The sequence below is a fragment of the Nocardioides sp. genome, assembly GCF_041913365.1.
GTDB lineage: Bacteria > Actinomycetota > Actinomycetes > Propionibacteriales > Nocardioidaceae > Nocardioides.
Genome location: NZ_JAYSFM010000007.1, coordinates 32,376 through 52,068, shown reverse-complemented (window position 1 = coordinate 52,068; position 19,693 = coordinate 32,376). Strand labels below are relative to the sequence as shown.

Annotated in this window: 17 protein-coding genes and 1 tRNA gene; 9 read left to right on the top strand and 9 right to left on the bottom strand. The window is 69.3% G+C overall.

The features are described 5' to 3' along the window. Positions 1-102 precede the first annotated feature (102 nt). From ACE3QY_RS15975 to ACE3QY_RS15965, 3 genes are all read left to right on the top strand, one after another. Complete coding sequence (locus tag ACE3QY_RS15975; RefSeq protein ID WP_374457032.1) at positions 103-3,696, top strand: (Fe-S)-binding protein; 3,594 nt, start codon at positions 103-105, stop codon at positions 3,694-3,696. Between the two features lie 81 nt (positions 3,697-3,777). After that, positions 3,778-4,323: a toxin-antitoxin system HicB family antitoxin gene (locus ACE3QY_RS15970; RefSeq protein WP_374457031.1), complete on the top strand. Its 546-nt coding sequence runs from the start codon at positions 3,778-3,780 to the stop codon at positions 4,321-4,323. Between the two features lie 97 nt (positions 4,324-4,420). Further along, the gene (locus ACE3QY_RS15965; protein WP_374457030.1) at positions 4,421-5,254 is read left to right on the top strand and encodes a DUF4097 domain-containing protein; all 834 of its coding nucleotides are present in this window, start codon (positions 4,421-4,423) and stop codon (positions 5,252-5,254) included. A 187-nt stretch (positions 5,255-5,441) separates the two neighbouring features. Here ACE3QY_RS15965 and ACE3QY_RS15960 read toward each other — a convergent pair whose 3' ends face one another. The 6 genes from ACE3QY_RS15960 to dcd all read right to left on the bottom strand — a co-directional run bounded on the left by ACE3QY_RS15960 (position 5,442) and on the right by dcd (position 11,093). Continuing rightward, positions 5,442-6,380, bottom strand: a complete 939-nt coding sequence (locus tag ACE3QY_RS15960; RefSeq protein WP_374457029.1) for a siderophore-interacting protein — start codon at positions 6,378-6,380, stop codon at positions 5,442-5,444. Further along, on the bottom strand, positions 6,377-7,228 hold the full coding sequence (locus tag ACE3QY_RS15955) for an ABC transporter ATP-binding protein (protein WP_374457028.1): 852 nt from the start codon (positions 7,226-7,228) through the stop codon (positions 6,377-6,379). The genes ACE3QY_RS15960 and ACE3QY_RS15955 overlap by 4 nt, the downstream gene beginning before the upstream one ends. Beyond that, positions 7,228-8,289 carry a FecCD family ABC transporter permease gene (locus tag ACE3QY_RS15950; RefSeq protein WP_374457027.1) on the bottom strand — a complete coding sequence of 354 codons (1,062 nt, stop codon included), beginning with the start codon at positions 8,287-8,289 and terminating at the stop codon, positions 7,228-7,230. The genes ACE3QY_RS15955 and ACE3QY_RS15950 overlap by 1 nt, the downstream gene beginning before the upstream one ends. Beyond that, positions 8,286-9,305, bottom strand: coding sequence for a FecCD family ABC transporter permease (locus tag ACE3QY_RS15945; RefSeq protein ID WP_374457026.1), 1,020 nt, complete (start codon positions 9,303-9,305; stop codon positions 8,286-8,288). Before ACE3QY_RS15945 ends, ACE3QY_RS15950 begins: the two co-directional genes overlap by 4 nt. A gap of 30 nt (positions 9,306-9,335) precedes the next feature. Then, positions 9,336-10,403 carry an iron-siderophore ABC transporter substrate-binding protein gene (locus ACE3QY_RS15940; RefSeq protein WP_374457025.1) on the bottom strand — a complete coding sequence of 356 codons (1,068 nt, stop codon included), beginning with the start codon at positions 10,401-10,403 and terminating at the stop codon, positions 9,336-9,338. A gap of 114 nt (positions 10,404-10,517) precedes the next feature. Continuing rightward, positions 10,518-11,093, bottom strand: coding sequence for a dCTP deaminase (gene dcd / locus ACE3QY_RS15935; RefSeq protein ID WP_374457024.1), 576 nt, complete (start codon positions 11,091-11,093; stop codon positions 10,518-10,520). A 55-nt stretch (positions 11,094-11,148) separates the two neighbouring features. On the opposite strand from dcd, the gene ACE3QY_RS15930 reads away from it, so the two are divergent. Beyond that, complete coding sequence (locus ACE3QY_RS15930) at positions 11,149-11,910, top strand: SGNH/GDSL hydrolase family protein (RefSeq protein ID WP_374457023.1); 762 nt, start codon at positions 11,149-11,151, stop codon at positions 11,908-11,910. Positions 11,911-11,952: 42 nt separating this feature from the next. Further along, positions 11,953-12,028: transfer RNA gene (locus ACE3QY_RS15925), tRNA-Gly, on the top strand. A 221-nt stretch (positions 12,029-12,249) separates the two neighbouring features. Here the strand turns inward: ACE3QY_RS15925 and ACE3QY_RS15920 are convergent. Together ACE3QY_RS15920 and ACE3QY_RS15915 are read right to left on the bottom strand one after the other, a co-directional pair. Further along, positions 12,250-14,019, bottom strand: coding sequence for a hypothetical protein (locus ACE3QY_RS15920; RefSeq protein WP_374457022.1), 1,770 nt, complete (start codon positions 14,017-14,019; stop codon positions 12,250-12,252). Next, entirely contained in the window at positions 14,019-14,993 is a 975-nt protein-coding gene (locus ACE3QY_RS15915) for a hypothetical protein (protein WP_374457021.1), read from the bottom strand. The genes ACE3QY_RS15920 and ACE3QY_RS15915 overlap by 1 nt, the downstream gene beginning before the upstream one ends. A 162-nt stretch (positions 14,994-15,155) precedes the next feature. Between ACE3QY_RS15915 and ACE3QY_RS15910 the strand changes: the two genes are divergently transcribed. The 3 genes from ACE3QY_RS15910 to ACE3QY_RS15900 all read left to right on the top strand — a co-directional run bounded on the left by ACE3QY_RS15910 (position 15,156) and on the right by ACE3QY_RS15900 (position 18,096). After that, on the top strand, positions 15,156-15,485 hold the full coding sequence (locus ACE3QY_RS15910) for a helix-turn-helix domain-containing protein (protein WP_374457020.1): 330 nt from the start codon (positions 15,156-15,158) through the stop codon (positions 15,483-15,485). 1,248 nt (positions 15,486-16,733) lie between these two features. Further along, positions 16,734-16,922, top strand: a complete 189-nt coding sequence (locus tag ACE3QY_RS15905) for a hypothetical protein (RefSeq protein ID WP_374457019.1) — start codon at positions 16,734-16,736, stop codon at positions 16,920-16,922. Between the two features lie 88 nt (positions 16,923-17,010). Further along, entirely contained in the window at positions 17,011-18,096 is a 1,086-nt protein-coding gene (locus tag ACE3QY_RS15900) for a hypothetical protein (RefSeq protein ID WP_374457018.1), read from the top strand. A gap of 58 nt (positions 18,097-18,154) precedes the next feature. Here the strand turns inward: ACE3QY_RS15900 and ACE3QY_RS15895 are convergent, their stop codons facing one another. Next, the gene (locus tag ACE3QY_RS15895; protein WP_374457017.1) at positions 18,155-18,805 is read right to left on the bottom strand and encodes a hypothetical protein; all 651 of its coding nucleotides are present in this window, start codon (positions 18,803-18,805) and stop codon (positions 18,155-18,157) included. Between the two features lie 297 nt (positions 18,806-19,102). Here ACE3QY_RS15895 and ACE3QY_RS15890 point away from each other — a divergent pair, with 297 nt between their 5' ends. Continuing rightward, entirely contained in the window at positions 19,103-19,672 is a 570-nt protein-coding gene (locus ACE3QY_RS15890; protein WP_374457016.1) for a hypothetical protein, read from the top strand. Positions 19,673-19,693 lie beyond the last annotated feature (21 nt).

Sequence of the window (19,693 nt, the reverse complement as noted above, 5' to 3'; positions counted from 1 at the left end):
TTACCTGCGGGTAGGATTCTTCTCACTCGTACGTGCCTGCCGTCGGCACCGTGGGCGGCCATATGCTCCGGCTCGTACGCCCCGACCGAGGAGCAGTCCTTCATGCAGATGTTCGCGATCGTCGTCTCGCTGGCCGCAACGGCCGTGGCCGTGGTCCTGACCGTGCGCGCCGTACGCCACATGGTCGGCGTGATCCGCACCGGCCAGCCGGCCTCGCGCAGCGACGCACCCGCCGCCCGCCTGCTCAACATGCTCAAGGAGTCGGTGCTCCACACCCGGATGCTCCAGTGGCACTGGATCGGCATCCTCCACTGGTTCGTCTACGCCGCCTTCATCTTCCTGTCCTCGGCGGTCATGGCCGGCTACGTCCAGCTCTTCGACCCGATGTTCGAGATCCCGGTCGTCGGCAAGTGGTACATCTACGGCTGGGCGGCCGAGATCCTCGGCCTGCTCGGCACCCTCGGCATCATCGCGCTGGCGGTCTACCGCCAGGTCAAGCACCCGCGCTCGCTCGGGCGCCGCAGCCGCTTCTTCGGCTCGAACTTCTGGCAGGCCTACTTCGTCGAGGGGATGGTGCTGCTCGAGAGCGCGGCGATCCTCTTCATCCGCGGCGCCGAGTACAAGCTCCACCACGGCACCAAGCTGCACTTCCCGCTCAGCCACCTCGTCGGCGAGTGGTTCTACCCCGACTCCGTCGACGCCCTGAAGAACATCGTGTTCTTCGTGGCGATGGTCAAGATCACCTCCGCGATGATCTGGCTGATCGTGATCGCCTCCAACCTCACCATGGGTGTGGCCTGGCACCGCTTCACCGCGTGGTTCAACATCTTCTTCAAGCGCGAGGCCGACGGCAGCACCGCGCTCGGCGCGATGAAGCCGCTGACGTCCGACGGCAAGGCGATCACTCTCGACGACATCGACGACATCGACGAGGACTCGGTCCTCGGCGCCGGCAAGGTCGAGGACTTCTCGTGGAAGGGCATCCTCGACTTCACGACCTGCACCGAGTGCGGCCGCTGCCAGTCGCAGTGCCCCGCCTGGAACACCGAGAAGCCGCTCTCGCCGAAGCTGCTGGTCACCGCGCTGCGCGACCACGCGTACGCCAAGGCCACCGGCGACGAGGCGCACGCCGAGCGGGCGCTGGTGGGCGTCGGCTCGAAGGGCGAGTCCGCCGGCTCGGGCACCGACGTCCTCGACTACTTCTACAACCCCGGCGACGGCGACTTCGTCATCGACGAGGACGTGCTCTGGAGCTGCACGTCCTGCGGCGCCTGCGTCCAGCAGTGCCCCGTCGACATCGAGCACGTCGACCACATCATGGACATGCGGCGCTACCAGCTCCTGGTGGAGTCGAACTTCCCGGCCGAGCTCAACCAGCTGTTCAAGGGCCTGGAGAACAAGGGCAACCCGTGGAACATGTCGCCCTCGAGCCGGATGGACTGGGCCAAGGGCCTGGAGTTCGACGTCCCGGTCGTCGGTGAGGACCTGGAGTCCCTCGAGTCGGTCGACTGGCTGTTCTGGGTCGGCTGCGCCGGCGCGTACGAGGACCGCGCGAAGAAGACCACCCGCGCCGTCGCCGAGCTGCTCGACCTCGCCGGGATCTCCTTCGGCGTCCTCGGCAACGGCGAGACCTGCACCGGTGACCCGGCCCGCCGCGCCGGCAACGAGTTCGTCTTCCAGGGCCTCGCCCAGCAGAACGTGGAGACCTTCAAGGAGTACAAGGTCAAGAAGGTCGTCTCGACCTGCGCCCACTGCTTCAACACCCTGAAGAACGAGTACAAGGACTTCGGCATCGAGCTCGAGGTCGTCCACCACACCCAGCTGCTCAACCGCCTCGTGCGTGAGGGCAAGCTGACCCCGGTCAAGGACGGTGCGGGCGCCGCGAAGCGCTCGATCACCTACCACGACCCGTGCTACCTCGGCCGCCACAACCAGGTCTACTCGCCGCCGCGCGAGCTGCTCCAGGTGCTGCCCGGCGCGGAGTACGTCGAGATGGAGCGCAACTCCGAGCGCTCCTTCTGCTGCGGCGCCGGCGGCGCGCGCATGTGGATGGAGGAGAACCTCGGCGAGCGGATCAACGTCAACCGCACCAAGGAGGCCGTCGGGACCGGCGCCGACCAGATCGCGGTCGGCTGCCCCTTCTGCCGCGTCATGCTCTCCGACGGGCTGACCGCCCAGCAGGCCAAGGGCGAGGCCCGCGAGGAGGTCGAGGTCCTCGACGTCGCGCAGATGCTGCTCGCCTCGGTGAAGGGTGAGCAGGCGACCAAGGCCGCCCCCGGCTCCTCCCCCGCCGCGGCCCCCGCCGCCGCTCCCGCTGCTTCCGCCGCCGCGGACGTGGCCACCAAGGACGAGCCCGAGGCCGGCGACGTGACCGTCACCGAGGACACCGTCACCGAGACCGCGGACGCGGGTCCGGCCGCGAAGGCGTCGGGCGGCTCGTCGCTCTTCGACACCCCTGCGCCCGAGGAACCCGCCGCTCCGGCGAAGCCCGCCGAGTCGGGCTCGCTCTTCGACACGCCCGCGCCGGAGCCCGCCGCTGCCGAGAAGCCCGCCGAGAACCCCGCCGAGAAGACGATCGAGAAGTCGGCGGACACGGACCTCGGCGCCGGAGGGTCGCTGTTCGCCCTCGGTACGCCGGCCGAGCCGGAGGCCCCGGCCTCCGCTCCCGAGCCCTCCGCACCCGAGGCCGCCGAGGAGACCCCCGAGGAACCGGCCGCCGAGGCGAAGCCCGCTGCGGAGCCGGCGGCCGACCTGGGCAGCGGCGGATCCCTCTTCGACATCGCCGCCCCCGAGCCCGCCGCATCGGAGCCCGCCGCACCCGCGGAGCCGGAGGCGGAGGCAGAGCCGGCGGCGGACGTCGAGTCTCCCAGCGACTCGACGCCGAGCGAGCCGGTCGACGCACCCACGACGGCCGCGCCGACTGCCGCGAGCGGGACGACGTCGACGCCGACCACCGACGCCGACCTGTCGAGTCTCGGCTCCCTCTTCGACCTCGAGGCGCCCGCGACCCAGCCCGCCCCCGAACCCGCAGCAGCCGCCGAGCCCGCAGTGGACGTTGAGTCTCCCAGCGACTCAGCTCCCAGCGAGGCCACCCCGGAGCCCGCAGTGGACGCTGAGTCTCCCAGCGACTCAGCCCCCAGTGAGGCGGCAGCGGCGCCCGTGGCGAGCGGTACGACGTCCTCGCCGGCCACTGACGTCGACATCAGCGGCGTCGGCTCGCTCTTCGACATCGAGGCTCCGGCAACCGTCGCCGCGCCGACTCCGGCTGCGCCCCCCGAGCCCGCGGCAGAGGCCGCACCGGAGCCCGAGCCGGCCGCTGATCCGGAGCCGGCAGCCGTGCCCGAGGCGGCCGCGGACCCGGTGTCCGACCCGGAGCCGGAGGCAGCGGCCGAGCCGGAGGAGGTGGAAGCGCCCGGTGCACCGCCGAGCGGCGCCGACCTGAGCCAGGCGGCGACCTTCCGCGACCCGGAGGACACCCCGGCGCCGGCCGAGGCCGCTCCCGCCGCGGACCCCGACACCGTTCTCGACGCGGACGACGCGCCCAGCGAGGAGCCCGCGGCGGAGGCGACGGACGAGGACGACGTACCGGCCCAGCAGGTGGAGGAGCCCGAGAAGAAGCCGTCGGCGCAGCCGGCCGGCCACACGCCGCGCACGGACGCCGACATCGACGGAGCGAGCTCCCTGTTCGACCTCTGACCGAACCTGATGTCACGTTTGATGCCACGTGATGTCACTAAGGTGTTGACATGACATCACCGTGATGTCACGATGATGCACATGGACATCACCCCGTACGTCGACACCCTCCGCCGCGACCTCGTCGCCGCGGCCGAGGCCGGCAGCGACGACCTCAAGCAGGCGGCCGAGCGCCTGGCGTACGCCCTGGACCCCAGCGCCCGCCTGGCGCTGATGGAGGCCATCTCCCACGCCGCGGCCGAGATCACCGCCGAGCTGCCCGAGGGCAGCGTCGACGTCCGGCTGGTCGGCCGCGAGCTCGACTTCGTGGTCGAGGTCGCGCCGCCGAGCGAGATCCCCGCGCCGCCCCCGCCGCCGGCACCGCCGGCCGCACCGGAGGAGGACGACGGCGACCTCGCCCGGATCACCCTCCGCATTCCCGAGGCGGTCAAGGCCCGCGCCGAGGAGAAGGCGGCCGCCGCGGGGCAGAGCCTCAACACCTGGATGGTCGGCCTGGTCCGCAGCGCCACCAACGAGCACTCCATCAACGTCGACATCGACCTGAGCAGCGTGCCCTTCGTGGGCTACGACCCGTTCGCTGCCAACCGCAAGCAGGGCGGCAACCGCCGGATGACCGGCTGGCTCTGACGCCCCGGCCCCGCTGAGGGCCACCCCACCACCCGCTACAGCGGACCGGCACCGGCCGGCCCGTCGGACGAACACACCCCAACGACCGGAGAGACCGATGAGCAACCAGCTGGACCTCACCTTCGACACCCCCGAGCCGATCGCCCTCTACGTGGAGAACGGCCGCGGCAGCGTCGACGTCACCGCGACCGACACCACCGAGACCACCGTCCGCATCACCGGCGAGCGAGCCGAGGAGTACGACGTCCGCGACCTGGGCGACAGGATCGCGATCATCGCCCCCAAGCGGAGCGGCGGCTTCCTGGGCAAGGACGCCCGCGCCGAGATCGTCGTCGAGGTCCCCGTGGCCAGCGGCCTCAACGCCAAGGTCGGCAGCAGCGACCTCGCCGCCCACGGCCGGTTCGACGACACCCGCGTCGACAGCGGCTCCGGCGACGTCTCCCTCGACGTCGTCGACGGCGAGACCGTCGTCCAGTCCGGGTCGGGCGACGTGGTCGCCGAGCACCTCGCCGGCGACGCCCGGATCAAGTCCGGCTCTGGCGACGTCCTGGTCCGCCGCGCCGACTCCCGTCTGCTGGTGACCACCGGCAGCGGCGACGTCCGCATCGAGGCCACCGGCGACGAGCTCGCCGTGAAGACCGGCTCGGGCGACGCCCTGGTCGGCCACCTCGCGGGCGAGGCCATCTTCACCACCGGCTCGGGCGACCTGGTCGTCCACCGCGTCGAGGCCGGCCGGGTGACCGCGAAGACCGCCAGCGGCGACGTGCGCATCGGCGTCGTGCCCGGCACTCCGGTGTGGACCGACGTCCGCACCGCGAGCGGCCGCCTCGCCTCGGACCTCCCGAGCACGGGCGAGCCCGCCCCCGACCAGCCCTACCTCGAGGTGCGGGCGACCACCGCCTCCGGCGACGTCACCCTCCACCAGGCCTGACCGACAGCACCCACACCACTCCGCAGCGAGACCACCGAAAGGAGCACGGCCATGTTCGACTCACTCACCGACATCGAGCTCATCGCCCGGCACCGCATCGCCGAGCGCGTGCGCTACTCCCCCCGCGCACCCAAGCGCCGCTGACGCACCACCACGCACTGGCGTCGCGCCGGCGACAGGAGTCCGGTCAGGACTTCATCGCCACGCCGCGGCGCCAGTAGCCCATGAAGGCCACCTGGCTCCGGTCGAAGCCGAGCTCGTTGACCAGGTGCCGCCGGAGGCCGGTCACGACCTTCGACTCGCCGGCGATCCAGGCGTAGGTGCCCCCCACGCCGTTCAGGTCGCCGGACACCTCCTCGCCGGAGGAGGAGTAGAACGGCGTCTCCCACAGGTCCGGGTCGACCTCCTCGGCAGCCACCTCGACAATGGCCCCGGGGATCCCCAGGTGGGCGACGACCGCGTCGTGCAGGCCGGCACCCAGCTCCTCGCCCTCCCGGGCCAGCCACACGACCTCGACGCCCGCCGGACGGCGTACGTCCTGCACGTCGGCCGCGTGCGGCACCTCGAGGAACGCGATGCCCCGCGCGTCGTCAGGCAGCTGCTCGAGGACCGTGCAGATCGCGGGCACGGCCGTCTCGTCACCGACGAGCAGCAGGTCGGCTGCCGGGGGCGGGGTGAACTCGATCCCGCCGTAGGGGAAGCCCCGCCGGGGCGCGAGGACCACGAGGCGGTCCCCCGCGGCCGCCGTCGAGGCCCAGGTCGAGCCCGGGCCGACGAGGTCGCCCTCGAGGTGGAGCACCATGTCGACGACGAAGGTGGTCTGCTCGCCCGAGCCGCGGACGTCGCGGATCGTGTACGTCCGCATGTGGCCGCGCTCGCTCGCCGGCCGCTCGAGCCACGTCCCGAACCACGACTCGTCCGCACCCTCAGTCGAGGTCCGGCCGCCCGTCACCGGGTCGGGGAAGATCAGCTTGATGCGCTGGTCGTAGCGCGGACCGTCGACGCCGAAGTCGGCCAGCTCCGGGCCGCCGAGCTCGATGCGGACGAAGGTCGGGCTGATCCGCTCGACGGAGACGACCTCCAGGTCGGCGAACAGCATGGGCAGGGTCGAGGAAGTCACGGTCATCGGTTCTCCTGGCGCTGGGGGTCGGTCGGGATCTGGCTCGGGATGTGGTGCGGACGATGGCGGCCCATGGGCACCACCAGCGGGGTGTGCGACACCGGGTCCTCGATGACCCGGTTGTCGAGGCCGAACACGGTCCGGACGACCTCCTCGGTGACCACCTCGCGGGGCGTGCCCTCGGCCGCGACGGCCCCCTCGTGCAGGGCGACCAGGTGGTCGGCGTACCGCGCGGACAGGTTCAGGTCGTGCAGCACCATCACGATCGTGGTGCCGCGACGCGCGTTGAGCTCGGCGAGCAGGTCGAGCATCTCGACCTGGTGGGCGACGTCGAGGTACGTCGTCGGCTCGTCGAGCAGCAGCAGGTCGGTGCCCTGGGCGAGGGCCATCGCGATCCACACCCGCTGGCGCTGGCCGCCGGACAGCTCGTCGACGGCGCGGTCCGCAAGGGCGTAGGTGTCGGTGAGCACCATCGCCTCCTGCACGGCCTGGCGGTCCTCGGCGGTCCAGCGCGTGAAGACGCCCTGGTGCGGGTGGCGGCCACGACCGACGAGGTCGGCGACCGCGACGCCGTCGGGCGCGATCGGGTTCTGCGGCAGCAGCCCCAGCACCTGCGCGACCTCCTTGGTCGGGCGGCGGTGGATCTCCTGGCCGTCGAGCAGCACGGTGCCGCCCTGCGGCCGGACCAGCCGGGCCAGGCCCTTGAGGAGCGTGGACTTGCCGCACGCGTTGGGTCCGACGACGACGGTCACCTTGCCGTCCGGGATCGCGACGCTGACCTCGCGGACGACCGTGCGGTCGCCGTAGCCGAGGGTCACGCGGTCGGTCAGCAGCCTGGGGGTGGAGGTGGTCATCATCCGGTCCTTCCCGTCGCGGCGCCGCGCGCCAGCAGCCAGAGCAGGAACGGTCCGCCGACCGCCCCGGTCACGATCCCGACGGGCAGCACCACGTCGGGGATGAGGTACGCCGCCACGTAGTCCGCGAGCAGCATGAGGATCGCGCCGACCAGGGCACCGCCCAGCAGGCTGTGCCGGCCCCCCATCAGGGCGCGGGCGATGGGGCCGGACATGAACGCCACGAAGGCGACCGGCCCGGCCGCCGCCACGGCGACGGCCGTGAGCAGCACGCCGACCAGCAGCAGCGCGTCGGTGCGGTGGCGGCCGACGCCCAGCCCGGCCGCGGCGTCGTCACCGAGCTCGAGCGCCGGGAGCGCACGGGCCAGCACCACGAGCGTGGGCAGCAGCACGGCGAGGGCGACCGCGAGCACACCGATGGTCGACCAAGGGACGTTGGTGACGCTGCCGACGAGCCAGCGCAGCGCGAGCTGGACGTCCCAGGTGTTGGAGCGGGCCAGGAGGTACTGGACGACCGAGACCATGGCCGCGGCCACGCCGACCCCGACGAGCACCAGCCGGTAGCCGCCGGTCGTGCCGGCGACCCACCGCACCACGGCGGAGATCGCGACGGCGCCGGCGACCGCGAAGAGCGAGACCGCCCCGTCGCGCAGGCCCAGGGTCAGCAGGGCGAAGATGCCGGCCGCGCTCGCCCCGAGGCTCACGCCGACGATGTCGGGGCTGGCCAGCGGGTTGCGGAGCACCATCTGGAAGAGCGAACCCGCCGCGCCCAGCGCGACGCCGACCAGCACGGCGAGGACCGCGCGGGGCAGCTTGGACTCCATCAGGATGAACGTGGAGACGGGCATCTGCTCGCCGAAGAGGATGCGGAAGAAGTCCGGGACCGTAAAGGTGTAGTCGCCGAGCAGCACCCGGACCGCGAAGGCCGCGACGAGGGCGACACCCAGGCCACCCAGGGCCAGCCGGCGGCGACGCCGCGGCCGCCGGGTGAGGGTGCGCAGGTCGGCCAGCTCCTCGGCGGGAGCGGCGGGGGCCGTCGGCGTGATCACGGGAGCAGTCACAGTCCCATCCGTCCGCGGCGTACGAGGAGGAGGAAGAAGGGCACGCCCACCACCGCGGTCATGATCCCGACCTGCACCTCCGAGGGCGGCAGGACGATGCGGCCGGCCGTGTCGGCGAGCAGGACGAGCACGGCCCCGAAGCCCGCGCTGAGCGGGAGCAGGTGCCGGTGGTCCGAGCCGGTGCGGGTGCGGACGAGGTGGGGGACGATCAGGCCGACGAAGGCGATCGGACCCGCGGCGGCGGTGGCGGTGCCGGCGAGCAGCACGATCGCCAGGCCGACCAGGATCCGGTCGCGCGTGGTGTGGCGGCCGAGGCCGGTGGCCATCTCCTCACCCAGCGCGAGCGCGTTGAGGGTGCGACTGAGCGCCAGCGCGAGCAGCGTGCCCACCAGGAAGACAGGGGCAAGCGAGACCACGAGGTCCCACGGACGACCGCCGATCGAGCCGACCTGCCAGCGCCGCATCACGTCGAGCGCGGTCTGGTCGACGAGCTGGACGGCGACGGTCCAGCTGCTGGCCGCTGCGGCGAACGCCGCTCCCGCCACGGTCAGCTTGGCCGGCGTCGCGCCGTCGCGCCCGATGGCCGCGATGGCGTGGACCGCGACGGAGGCGACGGCCGCACCGACGAGCCCGAGGGCGACGAACGCCCAGATGCCACCTACCCCGAGGACCGAGATGCCGAGCACGATCGCGAGCGCCGCACCGGAGTTGACGCCGAGGATGCCGGGATCTGCGAGCGGGTTGCGGGTGAGTCCCTGCATGCAGGCCCCGGCGAGCCCGAGCGCCACACCGACGAGCAGGCCGAGGACGGTCCGCACGGCCCGCACCTCGATGACCGTCCGGTCCGGGCCGGCCTCGAGGACCGCGGTCGGCGAGATCATCCGCGACCCCAGGAAGACGGACGCGAGGACGGCCACCACCAGCAGCCCGAGCAGCACGGCGTACGCCGTCCCCGGACCGGCCGCGGAGGTGCTCCGCGGCCGGTCCAGCAGCTCCAGCCCGGTGGTGGCCGTCATCTCAGGTCTCGTCCGTCGTCCGGCGCGCGATCAGGGCGTGGAGCCGTCGCCGTCGACCGCCGCGGCGACCTTCGGGATGAACATGTCCATGGCGACCGGGATCGACAGCGGCGAGGGGGCCGAGAGGCCGATGGACTCGATGGGGTCGACCTGGGCGTACCAGCGGTTGTCGGCGACGGCCGGGATCTGCTGGACCAGCGGGTTCTCCGCGAGCTCCTTCACGTTGGCCTCCGAGGTGGCGTAGGTGAGGAAGACGTCGGCGTCGAGCTGGGCGGTGCGCTCGGAGGAGATGTTGAACAGGAACTGGCCCGGCTCGCTGCGCTCCTCGACCAGAGGCGAGTTCTTCATGCCGAGCTCGACCAGCAGGCGGGGGCGGTTGTCCATCACGGTGTAGACGTAGAACGACGACGGGTCGGCGTTCGGGCCGGCGTAGGTGAAGGTCTTGCCCTCGAGCTGCGGGAACTCGGCCGCGGTGTCGGCGATGACCTGCTCGGTCTCGGCCTTGACCTCCTCGGCGAGCTCGGAGCGGCCGAGCGCCTGGCCGACCATCTCCAGCGACTCCTGCCAGGTGGTGTTGTACGGCGCCTCGGGGTAGGCGACGACCGGGATGCCGGCCTCGGTCAGCTGGTCGTACTCCTCCTGGGTGATGCCGGACTGGGTCGCGGTCACCAGGTCGGGCTGCAGCTTGACGATCTTGTCGACCGGCACGCCGTCGGCGGTGCTGAAGCGCGTGGGCTGCTCGGCACCCTCGATCTCGCCCAGGGCCTCGTCGAACCAGTCGGACGAGGAGTTCGCGTTGCCGGCGTACTCGATCTTGTCGGCCCCGACGGGCACGACGCCCAGGGACAGCGGGTAGTCGGCCTCGGCGTAGCCGACCGCGACGACGCGGGTCGGCTCGGACTCGATCGTGGTCTCACCGAGCGCGTGCTCGATGGTGACCGGGAACGCGTCGGCGTCCGCACTGGTGGTGGCCGTGGGCTCGCTCTCGCTGGCCGACGAGTCGGTGGAACCGGTGCTGCAGCCCGTGAGGGCGGCGACCAGCAGGGTGGCCGCGGCCATCTTGAATGCCGTGGGCGCGGCGAGCGTTCGCTTCATCATGTCTCCGGTGCAGGGGTGGGTGAGGCTGACCTAACTTAGGCCAGCCTAACCACACTTGTCCCGGAGATGGGAACACGGGTGTGCCCTGATCCACGATGCGGACCGGGCGCGACGTCAGATCTGCGTGCGGTGGAAGTTCTGGAACGAACGGCTGGGCGTGGGGCCGCGCTGTCCTTGGTAGCGCGAGCCGTACTTCTCCGAGCCGTAGGGGTGCTCGCTCGGCGACGAGAGCCGGAAGAAGCAGAACTGGCCGATCTTCATGCCCGGGTAGAGCTTGATCGGCAGGGTCGCGACGTTGGCCAGCTCGAGCGTGACATGGCCGGAGAAGCCCGGGTCGACGAAGCCGGCCGTCGCGTGGGTGAGCAGCCCGAGGCGGCCCAGCGACGACTTCCCCTCCACCCGCGCGGCGATGTCGTCGGGCAGGCTCACGACCTCGTACGTCGACCCCAGCACGAACTCCCCCGGGTGCAGGATGAACGGCTCGTCGCCCTCCGGCTCGACCTCGCGCGTCAGGTCGGACTGGTCGGCCATCGGGTCGATGTCGGGGTAGCGGTGGTTCTCGAAGACCCGGAAGAACCGGTCGAGGCGTACGTCGATGCTGGAGGGCTGCATCATCGCGGGGTCCCATGGATCGAGGGCGATCCGGCCGGCGTCGATCTCAGCGGTGATGTCGCGGTCAGAGAGCAGCACGCGGCCAACCTAGGCCACCCGTCGGGCGCTGTGGAGGGGGTCGCACAATGATCCGGTGACCTTCCACCGCTACGTCGCCCTGGGCGACTCGTTCACCGAGGGCGTCGGCGACCCCGACCCCTCCCGCCCCAACGGGCTGCGCGGCTGGGCCGACCGCGTCGCCGAGGTCCTGGCGCAGCAGACCGACGACTTCGGCTACGCCAACCTCGCGATCCGGGGCCGCAAGCTCGGCCCCATCGTGGCCGAGCAGGTCGACGCCGCGATCGCACTGGAGCCCGACCTCGTCACGATCCACGGCGGCGGCAACGACGTGCTCCGCCCGCGGGTGGACCTCGACGCCCTCGCCGTGACGTACGACGCCGCGATCGCGCGGCTCGCGGCGACCGGTGCACGCGTGGTCATGTTCACGATCTTCGACCCGGGCGGCGGCGGGATCTACGGCCCCGTCCGCGGCCGGATGGCGATCTTCAACGAGTGGGTGCGCGAGATCGCCGACCGCCACGGCGCCACCATCGTCGACATGTGGCGGATGCGCGACATCGAGATCGCCGGCGTCATGGACACCGACCGGATGCACCTCAACTCCTTCGGCCACACCCACATGGCGCACGCGGTCCTCGAGGCCATCGGCGTCGAGCACGGCCTCGAGCCCGTCGAGGTCGGCCCCCTGCCCGTGCTCGACCGCCGCCAGCAGTGGCGCGCGAACGCCCAGTGGACCCGCGAGTTCCTCGTCCCCTGGGTCCACCGCCGGATCACCGGCCGCTCCTCGGGCGACACGGTCACCCCGAAGCACCCGAGCCTGTCGAGCGTCCGGTAGCCCCGGTCCGGTATCGTTCGGCCCGCCGTCCCCGGACGGCATGCGGATGTAGCTCAGTTGGTAGAGCGCGACCTTCCCAAGGTCGATGTCGCGAGTTCGAGTCTCGTCATCCGCTCCAATGGGGTAGTAGTGGAACTACCCATCGCATAGTTGCGAAACCCTCTCCAAGCAGGCCTGGGGTGGCTTCTTGCCACGCGATCTGCTGCGTCGGCGCCTTGCCCCCGGCTGAGGATGCGTCCTGGCGCACGCCGACCCATTCAGCGGAGCAGTTTCGAGTGTGTCCGGGCACGCTTGCGCCGCGTCCAGCTCGATGCTGAACGCGGCGCGGGCGAAGCTTCTTCAGGCAGCGTCGGGAACGGGTTGATCCGGTAGCCCGACACCTGGCGGCGCCTGCTTGTTGTGCGGATGGCGCTTGCCAGCTCGCACCCAAGCCGGTGGACGGGTGTAGCCGTTCTTGGTCGGCTTCGGCCTGGGCTCGCCGACGGGCGACTCGCCGTCCTTGTAAAACCGCTCGATCTTGCGGATGTTAGCGGCCGTCAGGCACAGGACGGCGACGAGGGCGTTGGCGGCGAATCCGCGCACGCGGCGCTGGGAGGCGTCGGCGGTCCGTTCCTTCTTCGGCGTCTTGATGTAGCCGTTGTAGCCCTCGATGAGCGTGCGGGTGTCGTAGTGGTCTTCCCACTTTTGAGACTTGTAGAGCAGCGGCTGCAGGTACTTCTCGGCGGCGGTGCCAGCGGCGGGCAGGCTGACCTGACCGCCGGTGCAGCAGTCGGGACGCTCGTCCGCGGGCGGCGGGCCGAGGACAACCGCGTGCTCGCGGATGGTGGGCATCCCGAGTGACAGCGGACCCTCGGGACGTGCCGGGCACACGGCGGTGGCGCTGCCGCCCATGGCCGGGCAGAACCATGCGTCGCCGCCCTTCTTCCGGAAGCGGTAGAGCGAGCGTCGGGCGATGCGGTCGCGCAGGGTCTGCCAGTCACCGGTGCGCTCGTAGTCGGCGCGCGCCTCGACGAGTTCGGTCGGGGTGGAGGGGCAGAACGGGGTGCCGTCGACGTAGATGGCGCCGCGCTGGGTGCCCTGGATGCTGCCTTCGTGCTTCTTCGTGGACTTCTTGTAGTCCATGACGGGTTTGTAGCCCAACTCGATGAGGGGCCGGTTGAGGTCCTTGGCGAGGGCGTGCCCGAGGATGCCGCGGTCCGCGATGGCGTAGTTGGGCTGGTGTCCGCGGTCCACGATCGAGTGGAGCAGACCGGCGAACTCCTTGCCGACCTCTTTGGCGTGCGTGTTCATGGACGCGGCGATGGCCAGAACAGGGTGCCGGCACTCGCGGTAAGGGTCGGGCCCGGTGGCGGCGATGTGGAGGCTGTACGCCCACGCCATGGGGTCGTTGTGCATGAAGTGCCAGTCGACCATGAACTCGGGACTCATCCGGTCGGTGGGCTTCTTCTTCTGCGAGTTGTGGCCGTTCTTGCCCCATACGAAGATGGGCGTGGAGTCCATGACGATGTTGCCGCTCCAGTCGGCACGTGTCTCCTCATCAAGGAGGTTCCAGGTGGCCTCCAGGAGGGCGTTCTGGATCCAGTTCAGCCTGGCCTTCTTCAGCTTCACCAGTTCCGGGTCGTACCTGGCGACGATTTGTTCGACCTCGGCGCGGGTCTTGCGCATGTGGGTGGCCCCAGGGAACGGGTCGCAGACGTCGGTGAACCGGTGCCACGCGCGCAGGACGCGGTGGTAGACCGCGGTCTTGCTGGCACGCCCGTTGTCCACCGGCAGCCCGAGCAGGGCGCGTGTGCGCGCAGCGAGGCGGTTGCATATGACATCAGCGATCTCGATGAGCTGCGGGCTGTCGCCGATGCGAAGCAGGCACAGCATGATGACGAACAGGAACCGGTCACGGTCTTCCCCGTACACCGACGGCCGACCACCCAAGCCTCTGGCGGGCTCGCGCCACTTCGCCACCTGCTCCGGGATGCCGGTCAGTTCGACGAGCTCGTTCATGCCCTCGACGAGCTGGTGGTCGAGAAGGCCCTTGTGGGTGGTGCCGTCGTCGCGCCGTTGGACGTCGAGGAGCATTGCCAGGTGGCGGCGCTTGTTCTCGCTGATGTTCATCAACGTCGCCCCTTGTACGGCGCGGCCCTCGAGGCACTGGGCGCCATGCAACCCTCGGCCCGGGCACGCTGCGTCAACGCCGCGCGCGCTTCCCCGGGGTCGACGCCGGGTGCGAACTCGAGGAACCGGCCCAGACCGCTGAGGGTCTCGATGCCGGAGGCGTCGAGAATCGCCTGAACCGGCACGCCGGCGATCAACTGGGTCACTATCCACGTGCTGCGCAGCCGCTGGGCGTTGATCGGGAAGGGCTTGTCGTTGCTGCGCCGGATCAGGCGATGCACCTGATTGACGTCGCACGTCGTACGGCCGGGCAGGAAAATCCACTGCTCAGGCTTCCACGACGCCCGAGCGATTTCCGCAAGCACGGTCTCCCATTCAGCGAGGACCGGCACCTTTCGCGGGCGCCGGCCCTTGATGTCCAACACCACGCCCAACCGGTCTGGATGGACGTCAGCCGCGGTCAGCTCGAGGAGCTCGGTGGCGGACAACCCGGCACCCGTGCAGCCGGCAAGTAGCGTGGTGCACCCGATGCGCCGAGCATTGGTCGCCTGCCCGGCAGCCCAACTACGCAGTGCGATCTGCTGGTCCCAGTCGAAGGGAGCGACCGGCTTGTTCGTACGGAGCGGTGGCAGCCGGTAGGTCGTGGACTCCGCTCCCATGAGCACGTCGGCCATCCGCATCAACGTGGAGCGGTAGGTGGCCACCGTCGCGTTGGTGAACTCGCCGCGCGCAAAGAGGTGGTTGGTGTAGGAGGTGATGATGTCGTGCCTAAAGGCGTAGCGATCCTCCAAGGGGATGCCGGCGATCTTCCAGCACCAGTACGCCAACCCGGCAGTAGTCCCCAACATGATCTGCGCCTTGTGCGGCGTCTTGCCTTCGCACCGAGTCACGGCCGCTCGGACGTACGGTCCGATAACCGCCCACGCATCGGCCGACATGTCGCGTGGCCGGTAATCGGCGATGGCATCGTTCACAGCGACCTCGGCAGGCGACGCGACGACGGGCTCACCCTCAGGAGTCGCGTGTTGATTTCGACCATCATGGCCCGCGGTGAGCGATTTTGCGAGGTATACGTCTTGGACGTTTAAGTCCTTCGAGCATCCGACGAGCGTCAGGTGCCGACCTACGCTGGGGTCATGGCGCGTACCCGACGGAGGTCGCCCTCCCACCTGGTCGACGGCTGGCCCGACGAAGCTGCCTCCGACGCGACCGTCGAAGTCGCGCGTATCCTGGCCATCCGACTGAGGGAAGCAATGGATGGTCGCTCCGCCCGAGAGACCGGTCGCATCAGCCGCGTCGACTACTCCACCGTCTCCGCGATCCTGAACGGAACTACCTGGCCTGACCTCAGGACGATTGCCCGTCTCGAAGCCGGCCTGGGCGTCGACCTGTGGCCCTCGGGTGTAGCTCTTTCGGGCGCGGCTGCTCGCGGCCCGCAGGAGGGTCCGTTCGGCGTCGCTGGCTGAGTTCACGACCGGCACCATGCGCAAACTCGCCGCGGTAACCGGCAACGACGAAACAGCAAGGACTGGGACATACGCACGCTGTGTGCGGGAGGCCAGAGTTCATGCACCATCTCGCCGCCGTGAACTTCCGGCGGCGACCAGGTGCTCACCTTCGCCCCTCTTATGGCCCATACGCGAGCGTGAGCAATGCCGGGTTCGCGGCCGAGGCGTAAGCCCACCGACGGGTCCCGTGATGCGGCCCGTAGAAGTTAGATGCGACTTTGATATTTTTGTTGGAAGCCAACCGCAAGAGTTACGAATGAGCTCGGCTCGTCCCACGTGACTGACTACCACTCACTTCGCGCGCAGGCAGCCTTTGCCATCGTCTTGCCCACCCCAGAGATTGAGGTGACCGGATCGTCCCAAGGACGGGGCGACGTGAGTCCGACGCGCGCGCCCCGTCCGGTGCGGACTGGCTTCCGGGCGCACCGTAGGCACAGCCACGCCGGACGAGCGCCGTGCTCGTCTTCGCGGGCAGAGCGCGAACGAGGGGCCGCCCCGCGGCGACCCCTCGTTCGCGAAGTCCCCTCACCGCCAAGTAAGGGACGCGCCCATCACTGGAGCACGCGACAAACGTAGTTCGTGATGGGACGTATTCGTCTCAACCCCGCCGGCGTGTCGCCGCCTTCGCCCGCAACTGCAGCTCTAAGTGGTCGAGTCGGAACCAGTGGCGGCCGTCGGACACAACCGAGGGAACCCGATGCCGTCTTGCGCGGGCGCCGAGCGCTATCGCGGAGCAACCCATGATCACGGCTGCCGGTTGAAGAGGCAGCCAGACGTGCTCATCATCTGGAGGCCTTGGGGCCCGACGGCCTTCCGCCTTCTTATCCATCCTCGCAGCAGCCCTGGATCGCCGTTCCGCAGCAAGGGCCACTACCTGCGCTCGAAGCAGCGACGGATGGCGAGGACGCGATGCAAGGTCGCCCCGACGGAGCATCTTCGGAGTCAGACTGGGGTGGACCCCGAGGATCGCTGCGGCCTCGACTTGTGTCACCCACTCGGACATGACAAGCAGGCTAGTGAGCGTGCGCAATGACTGGTAGCCCTCTCGGCCAGCCTGTGGAGGCGGCGACACGGCCGCGCCTTCGGGAGGTGGCTAGGACGTAGCACGTGACCTGAGAAGGCCACCCATTGCGTCAAGAAGTTCATGACAAGATGGCGGCAATCGCGGTCTGGGCGCTCCCGGCTAGATCTGTGAAGGGACAGTGGGTGGATAACGTTCTGGTCGAGCGAGTGGTCACGGCAGCCCAGCGCCTCGAGATGGCCGAGTGGGATCGAGAGCACGCACGCGCTCGCGCACTACTGCAAGAGCATCGCGACACGATCTCGATCGAGGACGCACAACGGCTGACATTCCTACCCCCCGACGAGTTGCAAACGTTGCTGGCTGGCGCGTGAGCTGTCAGCAACCCTGCCGACCGGTTGAGGCCACGACCTCGCCGGACGCCCGGCCGAGTTCGACTCTTCTAACGCAACGAGGGGCGTGATGGCTCAACAAGACTGGAAGCGCAAGAAGGCAGCACGCCGCCGGCGAGCCGGCGCTGTTGTCATCGCGATCGTGCTTGTTACGACCGCGCTGCTTGCTCGGTACCAGCTCTTCTCCCGCGAGGTGTTGTTCGGGCCCCGAGCGGAGTTCTACGCAAACCTGGCCACAGCGTCTGTAGTGAGTTCTGTGCTCCTGCTCGCGGCATGGATTTGGGTCTCAAACTCGAGCTCGTCGAGCGACTCTACGTCATCGACGTCGGGCTCCTCGCCGGCACTGGCCTTCGCCGCCGCGGCCGTCGCACTGCCGACTGCAGCCGTTGCAGCCATTCAGGTCATGTTTCCCGCCACGCCGTACGACGCTGCAGCGCCAGCCTGTGCGGGCGCACCGGTCCTCAAAGCCCGCTTTCTGGGTCAGACTGTCGCCCCCGGGGTGAACGCACGGGATGGTGCCGGAACTGGGTTCCCGAACGTCGATCGTTACGGCGGTTCATGCACGCTCGGCTTCGACGGCTTCTGCATCGGCGAGCCCGTTGTGGAGAAGCTCAGCGGTCTGGAAGACACGCGTTGGTACATCGTCCATGGCCGAGACCACGTGGTGTCGTCTTCAAAAATCCGCGACCAATCCCCCGTCGCGCGTCTCGCCCCGAAACCCGACGCTGACTGTGAGAGCAAGTACGGCGGCCTACCCGCGCCGGACGAACTGGAGTTCACACCTTCGCGCGACAGCGGCCCGCTCGTGAAGCTATCCGCCCGGGCTGAAGGGGCATCGCTCGTGGGCTACGCCGTCTATAACCCCGATCCTCGTAGCGGCACCTACGGGTACTCGCGAGTAGGGATCGTCGACACAGAGCCGACCTTCGATGGGACGTGGGACAGTTCCACGGCCGTTTCCGACCTACGCAAGCAAGAAGGAACCATCTACCTGGGGGCGGCGATCTGCCTGGCAGCCGAGGTTCCTTTCCGCGACGCAGCCGTATTTGCGGCCACCTATCGCGACGGCCGAGTGGTGCGTCTGCGTCCCGACGAGAGACTCAACGATGATGCGACGAAGTTGCTCCGCCAGACCGCCTGCTCTACCAGCCCATGACTCGAACCGCCGGCTGCGCGGTTTGACGTGATCTGGCGGGTCCACGAACAGGCGTGCTTCACACGTCGGACTGCGGCGAGCTCTCGCCATGCCGACTCAGAGCGGCCAGGCGGGCATAGGCCAGGTCTCGCGCTGCCACCAACTCGTCCCAAATAGGCGTCGCTGTTCCGGTAGGCGGCTCGATGAGTGCGAGCTGAATCGAATGAAGCAGCTCGACCAGGATCTGCTGAGCCTGGTCGGCGCCGCCAACTGACGCACCGGGGTTGCGGATCGCCCGTCTACCGGAGTCTCGCGGTCCGACGTCGCTTTGCGGCACGGCGCTGGATCCGTCGAGTCGGACCTCGTACTGAGCAGCAAGTCGGTGCAGCTCGCGCAGTTGGCGCCTCACCTCGTCGCGCTCACGCTGATAGGTGGACTGACAGCTTGCGCTGCAGAACAGGGCCGGACGTCCACCCGTCCGTTCAACGGGCTCAGCGCATGCCGGTCGCTTGCAGATCAACCGAGGAGTCGGTTCTCCGCGATGCGCAGAACGGAGGCGTCGCACGCTGTCAGCCAAGACGTCCTCCACATATGTCGGATGAAACTCACCCAGTCTACGCGGCTCGGCGGCGTTCGCGAGCGTCAGTTCCAGCGCTCTGACCTGCACGATGCGCTGCGCGGCGCGCCACAAAGGTCCCACGAAAGTCGGTGGGTTGTAGGACGCTGTCACTATCTACTACTCGAGAGGAGAAGCAGTGGCAACGCAAGCTGAGTGCTCACGCGTTCTGCCTCGATGCGCACTCGCGGGCAACCGCCGAGCTCGCAAAGCACTGCAACTAGTCCTAACGGACCAGGCGAATACCTATGGACTCGAGAGCCGATTGGCACCGAAACTGGGTACTTCTCTTTTGCGCAGTGCCTGCCGCCCGCCAGCTCGATCACTGTGGGTAGCACACCGTGTCGCGTGTCTGACACGAACAGAAGAGACGAACAGAGTCGCTGGAGTTGTCACGAGGGGGGATGCGAAGTGAGCTGGAGAGCCTTTGCCGGGGAAAACGTCGCACGCACCCGTGACGAGCGCGCTTTGCAGGGACTAGTCGGTCCGCTTTGGGAGACGGTCACACGTGTCGCGGACGGATTCGACCCCGACGACGCCGACAAGCGAGTGATCGCCACCGCTCAAGCTGCCCTACGAGGCGAGCTCGAGCTGCGTAGGTATGTTCGCGATCCCCGAGAGGCGGCGCCGCTCCCGCGCTCTTTCCGCGGGTCCGACACCTTCATCGACCTCATCTGGCTGTCAGCTGAGTACCTCGCGCACAGCTCTGCCTCTCACAGCAACTCCGTTCTGGTGTCGTTGGGGCCAGCCTCCGGCGGCGATTGGTCGTCCTTCGGGCTTGACGAAGGTGAGGACGAAGAAGTCACCCCGGAGGTGAACTCTCTCCTGGCTGGTTCGCGTGACGACGGGATCGAACAACTCATCTCGGATCTCGCGCGTATCTGCGACGGGAACCGCGAAGTTGCTCGCGCGTATGACCACCTGTTTGCGCGCGTGGCGCTGCTCGCCGAAAGCTCCAGCGGCAACACACTGATCCAGTAGCTGTTCGAGCACCGCACGCCG